This window comes from Wolbachia endosymbiont of Drosophila bocki (assembly GCF_028982005.1).
Taxonomy (GTDB): Bacteria; Pseudomonadota; Alphaproteobacteria; order Rickettsiales; family Anaplasmataceae; genus Wolbachia; species Wolbachia pipientis.
Map to the genome: position 1 here is coordinate 1 of NZ_JAPQLG010000204.1, position 6397 is coordinate 6397.

The window sequence follows — 6397 nt, forward strand, 5'->3', positions numbered from 1 at the left end:
CTTGCAAATGATTGTCCTTTCCTTCATTTCTCTCCTATTACGAAGATTTTAAACAGGTTCTTAGATCAATTCTTGCATTTAGCTCTTTACTTAATTCTTCAAGACTTGCTTGAGGCTTCTGTTTTACAGTCTCATTTATATTTAGATACAACTCTCTAATATCATCATTACTATATATCATAACTAACCCTACTACTATATGTTAGTTTATTATAGCAACTTTCCCACAACCAGTCAAGGCATATTGCAGTTTCAAGCAGCATGATATATATTGAATATAGCTCTTAAAGCAAATGATGGAAGATTTAGCCTATAAATTAGTTAAAGTGACCGAAGCTGCGGCGCTTGCTGCATATAAACTAGCAGGCTTCGGCGATGAAAAAAAGGCTGATCAGGTTGCAGTTGATGCAATGCGTACAGTATTAAATTCAATGGAAATAAATGGTACTATCGTAATTGGTGAAGGTGAGAGAGATGAAGCGCCGATGCTATATATTGGCGAGAAGGTTGGCACTGGAAATGGTCCCGAGATTGACATTGCTGTTGACCCACTTGAAGGCACTACGATTTGTGCTCATTACAAATCAGGGGCAATGTCCGTTCTTGCTGCAACGAAAAAAGGTAATTTTTTACATGCACCTGATGTTTATATGGAAAAGATAGTAGTAGGAAAAAATCTTCCAGAGGGTGTAGTCTCACTAAAAAATAGCATTGAAAAGAATCTAGACAATTTAGCCAAGGCAAAAAAATGCAAGGTGAATGATCTCGTGGTAACTGTACTTAAACGTGAAAGGCATGGTGAATTAATAGAGAAAATCAGGAAATTAGGAGCAAAAATTAAACTAATAGATGATGGTGATGTTGCGGCCATAGTTTCACTAGTAAATGGCAATCATGATATGTATATCGGTATAGGAGGAGCACCAGAGGGAGTGCTTGCGGCTGCAGCGCTAAGCTCTATCGACGGACAGATGGAGGGAAGATTAGTACTTGATACGGATCAGTTAAGAGAAAGAGCAAAAAATTTAAATATTGATGACCCAGAAAAAGTCTACGCCGTAAAAGATATGGCAAGAGGTGAATCAGTGTTCATTGCAACTGGAGTAACAAGCGGAGAACTTGTGGATGGAGTTAAATTGAATCATAATACCTATTCAACTAATTCTTTAATAATTCTGCCTAATAGGCTGATAAAGCTGCAAACAATGCAGAACTTATGTTAGCTTTTTTAGTTTCTAATTTTAGCTTTACAACATTTAGCATTAAGATATAGTCAAGTTTACTTATAACAATAGAGGTGTGAAATGTTTTCTAGTGTTATAAATCTATTTAATGGTTTGTACAAAAATTCGAGTACCAAGGAAAGTGAAGAAAAGTTGACTCTTCTATCTCCTCAAGCAAATCTTCAATTCGATGAGACTCAGGTACAAGGTGTGCTCTCAGATTTTGAGGAATTGGAGTTTAAGGATAATAAGTGTTTTGACAAAATAGCAGACGATTATGAAAAGAAGGGGAAGAGTTCCCTCTTTAATTACGTGATATTGAATAAGCGGAAAGAAATAATCGATATATTAGATAGGAATCTTCCTCTCCTCGAAGAACAGGAGGAGTTTGGAAAGAAATATGGTCAATATGTTCTTCAAATTGACAAAGGAATGAGTTATGGAAAAGAACTTCAAGATGGACTTCGGTCTTTTGAAGATAGGGCAGAAAAAGTATTATCAGATTTTGAAAGATTGAATTTTGATTTTAAGGATAATAAGTGTGAAGATTCTTCTGATTCCGTAAATTATAATAACGGTTGGCCGGCAGATCCATTTGACAAGATAGCAAATTATTATCGAGAGGATGATATTTTCCTTTTCAATTATGTGGTATTGAGTAAGCGAAAAGAAATAATGGGTATATTGGATAAGAAGCTTACTTCTAAAGATCAGGAGGAGTTAAAAGAAAATTTTAAAAAGAGGTTGGGTAGATATCTTATTCGAATTGGTCAAGGAATGAGCGATGGACAAGAATTTCTAAAAACTGGAGTGCAATGCTTTCTTTGATGGGTGTTATGTGCCATGTCCATATGCAAACCGTCTTCTTAATCATTATGACCATCTTAATATCAACATTACTAAACCTGAACAAAGTTTAGAAACCAGTCGTCCTTTCACTGAAAAAACTAAAAGAATGGAAGAAGAGAAAAGCGAGGTAAAAGGAGCAAAAGTATACAGCAATGGTGAAAGAATAGTAACAATTGAGAAACAACGGAGGAACTACTCCTTTGCAAAATTTGCAATATGTGACATCGAAATTAGTTGGGGCGCAAAAGATGAATCTGGAAAAGACCTTAACTGTACTGTTGTTCTAAATATAAATTTAGGTCAAGTTAGTATTAAAAAATCAACTATTGACGGTAAAGATGTTGAACCAAAGAAAATTTTAGAGTTAGCTAAGCAAAACGAGGCTGTGCTTATAAAAGGTAAAGCTTTACATGAAGTTTTAGCAGCACATTTCATTAAGCAAACACCATGTGAGGAAAAGAGGGATACGCAATCGCACGAGAATATTGTTGTACCTGGTTCCGGTGCACCTCGCTCTATTAATGAGGAAATAACTGTAGAGCATCCGTTCGGGAAAGCGGCAAATAAAGATAATCATAGAGAAATGTGAGTTTACAACAAATGGTGCCATGAAAGTAGCTGATACATAACTGTACGAACGTTTGTTTGCGAAGAAATGTTATAGCAGGTTTTGCCTCAAACACAAAGGTGTCATTCCAGTGCTTGACACTGGAATCCAGCCCTTTTACGCAGTCCCATTAAAAACGTTGTATTTTAACGTAGGATTAGCTACTTTTATACTCACCAATTTAATCTCTAATCAAAATTCCTGGATCCCAGTGTCTGGGCACTGGGATGACATCCTCCCTAGTGGATTCAAATCACAATATTCGTATAGTAAGCACTGACCACTTTTGCTTCAATATTTGCGATGCCCCTGAACAGATACAATTATTCTATTATCAGGAGGATGCCATTAATCGCTTTATATAATGCTACTTGTAACACTTATGCCCTGAACGGAGACAGTTTAGGCTGTTATGCCTGGCGGCTTTGTTGGAGTAAGTTTTTCAACACTGCTAACAATAAAATTGATTGTATCGTCAGCTACCTTATCGAATTTATCATTTATCTCTTTTCCTATTTCTTGATTTTTAACATATTCGTGTAGAGCTAAAGCAGTTATAGCTGCACATGCTGCAATTAAGCCAGTTTGTGCTATAATGAATAGTGATAATCCTCCTACGAATATAGATGTTAATCCAATAGCCAGGTTTATAATTTTACTTTGTGTTGTTTGTTGCGTCGCTTGGCTTTGATCTGCCTGTTTATCCTCTAAAGCATTCGATATTGTTTTTAAGGCAACTTTTATCGCTACTGCCGCAACTGAAACCATAATTAGCCCTATAGCTATTTTTGCTAAAAGAAGAATCGATGGTAGCATCATTACAAATAATAGCGCGCCAATTCCTCCAGCTAACCACTTCTCATTTATTTTTTTTGATTGATTCGTACCGGTGTTCATTATTACCCTCCACTTTATTTATGATTCACCTATATCTAATGCGAAATATGAAGGTAGTCAACTATATATTTTATATGAAAGATTGTATTAAAAGTTTTTCATGTTATTTTTTGCTGCTTCGTGGTTAAATTTGGAATTTTAGAAAGAGTTACGTATTATTTGAAATTCTTGTATACTGTTTTGAATCAGTTAAATAGATAATGAAGTGCAGGACGCAGTTTTAATTTTACAAGGTGGCAGGTGCTTTTGGGGAAAATCAGTAGGTAAAAAAGGCAAATGCATAGGTGAGGTCTGTTTTACCACTGGTATGACCGGTTATCAGCATACTATAACTGATCCTTCTTTTGCCGATCAAATTATAACGTTCACTTTTCCTCACATTGGTAACGTTGGAATAAACCATAAGGATAATGAAGGAAAGAAAATTTTTGCAAGTGGTGTGGTTATGCGTGAACTTTCTTCTATGTCCCACCCTTCTTCATATGTCAGTTTAAATGATTGGTTAGAGAAAAATAACGTGATTGGGATATCAGGAGTTGATACTAGAGCTTTAACGAGACATTTGAGAGAACATGGATCTCAAAATGGAATGATATGCTCATCGAGTAAGGCGCATGCGTTGGACAAATTGAAGGAATACAAATCTGTAAATGGGATAGAAATAACCAATAAAGTCAGCTTGCATAGTAATTTTAAAAGTGACCTTAATGCAAAATATAGGGTTGTAATCGTTGATTTTGGCGTAAAAATCAGTATAGTTTCACGCTTAATAGAACTTGGTTGTACAGTTGAATTAATCAGACCAAGCACAGGTTTTGCTCAAAAAGTGTTGAGTATGAATCCAGATGGGATAGTGCTTTCAAATGGTCCTGGTGATCCGCAAGAAATAGGAGAAAGTGTAGTTTCAGAAATAGACATCATTATAAAATCTAAAATACCAATTTTTGGCATATGCATGGGCCATCAATTACTTGCGATTACTTTGGGGGCAAAGACCATCAAGATGGATATAGGTCACCGAGGGAGTAACCATCCAGTTTATGATGTAATTAGTGGAAAAGTTGAGATCACTAGCCAAAATCATGGTTTCGTTGTTGATTCAGCTTCTCTTCTAAGTAATGTTGAAATTACTCACATTTCTCTATTTGATAATAGTGTAGAGGGAATAATGATGAAGGATTACCCAGTCTTTTCTGTGCAATACCATCCAGAAGAAGCGCCAGGTACGCATGATTCGCATTATTTGTTTAAACGTTTTATTGACAATATTGTGTTATATAAAATGAAATCTGCGTGATTTTAATCAGGGTAGGTTTTATTGCTTGATTTTTTAATTTTAGGCGTTTAGTATTAAATACAGTAAGAGCTTAAGTTAAGATGCTAAAATAGTATTCTCTTAACAAATTTTTGCGGAGGAGTGACCGAGTGGTTAAAGGTAACAGACTGTAAATCTGTCCGCGTGAGCGTACGTAGGTTCGAATCCTACCTCCTCCATTGTGCGGGTATAGCTCAATGGTAGAGCTCTAGCCTTCCAAGCTAGTGACGTGGGTTCGATTCCCACTATCCGCTCTTTTTTTTGTTGTATTTTTATAAAATCAACATATTATTTGTTGATGTATTTGTATTTTAGGTAGAAAAGTTTAAATTATGGTAGCAATAGTGGAAGCATTTGGAAAGCCGCATGTAAATGTGGGAACAATAGGACATGTGGATCATGGGAAGACGACGTTAACAGCGGCGATAACGAAGCATTATGGAAATTTTGTAGCGTACGATCAGATAGATAAAGCGCCAGAAGAAAGGAAGAGGGGGATAACGATAGCAACAGCGCATGTTGAGTATCAGACGGAAAAAAGGCATTATGCACACGTTGATTGTCCTGGACACGCTGACTATGTAAAGAACATGATAGTAGGTGCAGCACAGATGGATGCGGCGGTATTGGTAGTGTCGGGGGTTGATGGGCCAATGCCACAAACGAGAGAGCATATATTGCTGGCGAAGCAGGTAGGTGTTGGATATATCGTGGTGTATATAAATAAAGCTGATGTTGCTGATGCTGATATGATAGATTTAGTAGAAATGGAAGTGAGGGAATTACTGAGTAGATACGGATTTCCAGGGGATGAAGTGCCTGTGGTGGTTGGTTCAGCACTCAAGGCGCTGGAGGATGACAGCAGCGAATATGGAAAGAAATCAATAGACAAATTGATGGAAAAGTTAGATGAATATGTAGCGGTTCCACCAAGGCCTGTGGATTTACCATTTTTATTGCCAATCGAAGATGTATTTTCGATATCGGGGCGAGGAACAGTGGTAACAGGAAGAATAGAGAAGGGAGAGATAAAGGCGGGAGAAGAGATAGAGATAATAGGTCTGCAAGCGACGCAAAAGACGATATGCACAGGTGTTGAGATGTTTAAGAAGTTGCTGGATAAGGGAAGTGCAGGACTCAATGTAGGAATATTGTTAAGAGGAACAAAAAGAGAAGAAGTGGAGAGAGGGCAAGTATTAGCGAAACCGGGGACGATAACACCGCATAGAAAGTTTAAGGCGGAGGTTTATGTATTAAAGAAAGAGGAAGGAGGAAGGCATACACCATTTTTTGCGAATTACCAGCCACAGTTTTATTTAAGGACAACGGATGTAACTGGGAGCATAAAATTGCTAGATGGGAAGGAGATGGTAATGCCAGGAGATAATGTGAGTGTAGAAGTAGAATTGCAAGTACCGATAGCAATGGATAAGGGATTGCGTTTTGCGATAAGAGAAGGCGGTAGAACTGTTGGTTCTGGTGTTGTTTCTGAAATTTTGGAGTGAG

The 6397-nt window shown here is 37.1% G+C and carries 7 protein-coding genes and 2 tRNA genes; 7 read left to right on the plus strand and 2 right to left on the minus strand.

Annotation, left to right across the window (positions count from 1 at the left end; genetic code table 11):
- Nucleotides 1-37: 37 nt before the first annotated feature.
- Entirely contained in the window at nt 38-181 is a 144-nt protein-coding gene (locus OZD61_RS05035) for a hypothetical protein (RefSeq protein ID WP_274980073.1), read from the minus strand.
- Nucleotides 182-296: 115 nt separating this feature from the next.
- Here OZD61_RS05035 and glpX point away from each other — a divergent pair, with 115 nt between their 5' ends.
- The 3 genes from glpX (at nt 297) to OZD61_RS05050 (ending at nt 2661) form a co-directional block, all read left to right on the plus strand.
- On the plus strand, nt 297-1223 hold the full coding sequence (gene glpX / locus OZD61_RS05040) for a class II fructose-bisphosphatase (RefSeq protein ID WP_264705662.1): 927 nt from the start codon (nt 297-299) through the stop codon (nt 1221-1223).
- Nucleotides 1224-1304: 81 nt separating this feature from the next.
- Nucleotides 1305-2051 (plus strand): hypothetical protein, encoded by a 747-nt coding sequence (locus OZD61_RS05045; RefSeq protein WP_274980074.1) that lies wholly within the window; start codon nt 1305-1307, stop codon nt 2049-2051.
- 10 nt (nt 2052-2061) lie between these two features.
- Nucleotides 2062-2661, plus strand: coding sequence for a hypothetical protein (locus OZD61_RS05050; RefSeq protein WP_274980075.1), 600 nt, complete (start codon nt 2062-2064; stop codon nt 2659-2661).
- A 420-nt stretch (nt 2662-3081) separates the two neighbouring features.
- On the opposite strand, the gene OZD61_RS05055 is transcribed toward OZD61_RS05050, so the two are convergent.
- Complete coding sequence (locus OZD61_RS05055; RefSeq protein WP_274980076.1) at nt 3082-3576, minus strand: hypothetical protein; 495 nt, start codon at nt 3574-3576, stop codon at nt 3082-3084.
- Nucleotides 3577-3781: 205 nt separating this feature from the next.
- Between OZD61_RS05055 and carA the strand changes: the two genes are divergently transcribed.
- The 4 genes from carA (at nt 3782) to tuf (ending at nt 6396) form a co-directional block, all read left to right on the plus strand.
- Nucleotides 3782-4873: a glutamine-hydrolyzing carbamoyl-phosphate synthase small subunit gene (gene carA, locus OZD61_RS05060; protein WP_274980077.1), complete on the plus strand. Its 1092-nt coding sequence runs from the start codon at nt 3782-3784 to the stop codon at nt 4871-4873.
- Between the two features lie 114 nt (nt 4874-4987).
- A tRNA-Tyr gene (locus tag OZD61_RS05065) sits at nt 4988-5070 on the plus strand.
- Between the two features lie 4 nt (nt 5071-5074).
- Nucleotides 5075-5145: transfer RNA gene (locus OZD61_RS05070), tRNA-Gly, on the plus strand.
- Nucleotides 5146-5223: 78 nt separating this feature from the next.
- Nucleotides 5224-6396: an elongation factor Tu gene (gene tuf, locus OZD61_RS05075; protein WP_274980078.1), complete on the plus strand. Its 1173-nt coding sequence runs from the start codon at nt 5224-5226 to the stop codon at nt 6394-6396.
- Nucleotide 6397 lies beyond the last annotated feature (1 nt).

Coding starts and splice junctions, on each gene's coding strand:
- OZD61_RS05035 (WP_274980073.1), bottom strand. CDS start 181: ATGATATATAGTAATGATGATATTAGAGAGTTGTATCTAAATATAAAT.
- glpX (WP_264705662.1), top strand. CDS start 297: ATGGAAGATTTAGCCTATAAATTAGTTAAAGTGACCGAAGCTGCGGCG.
- OZD61_RS05045 (WP_274980074.1), top strand. CDS start 1,305: ATGTTTTCTAGTGTTATAAATCTATTTAATGGTTTGTACAAAAATTCG.
- OZD61_RS05055 (WP_274980076.1), bottom strand. CDS start 3,576: ATGAACACCGGTACGAATCAATCAAAAAAAATAAATGAGAAGTGGTTA.
- tuf (WP_274980078.1), top strand. CDS start 5,224: ATGGTAGCAATAGTGGAAGCATTTGGAAAGCCGCATGTAAATGTGGGA.